General features: G+C 63.9%; 1 pseudogene. It reads left to right on the forward strand.

From position 1 onward, the window contains the following. Window positions 1-422 (forward strand): annotated as a pseudogene (locus tag AC1D1Y_RS26410) (MFS transporter); the annotation flags it as partial. Between the last annotated feature and the right edge of the window lie 27 nt (window positions 423-449).

A 449-nucleotide genomic window follows, 5' to 3' on the forward strand; every position in this document is an offset into this window, starting at 1 on the left:
GGGTGGGTCGCCTGGCCGACAGCTGGGGAAAGTTCAAGACTTTCCGGGTGCTGGCCGTGGCTGTGGTCGTGCCCATGCTGGCGACCACCTTGCTCGGACCTGTGGGCTTGTTGTGGGCGCTGCCCGTATCCACGCTGTTTTTTGTCTGCATGAGCGGGCGCATGATCCCGGGCATGGCCATGCTCACCTCAGCCGCCAATCCGGCGCTGCGCGGTACCTTCATGACGTTGAACTCGGCCGTGCAGTCGGCCGCCATGGGCCTGGCCGCGCTGGTGGGTGGTGCGATCATCAGCCGCGATGCCGCAGGGTTGGTGCAGCACTACTGGATGGCCGCGGTGGTAGGTGGGGCGGCCAGTGTTTTTGCCATTGTGTTGGGCAGCCGCCTGAACCTGCAGCCCGCGATGTCGCCCACCCACAAATGACCTTTCGATGTTGCATCGCATTACAAA

Source organism: Polaromonas sp. P1_G1, assembly GCF_056405595.1.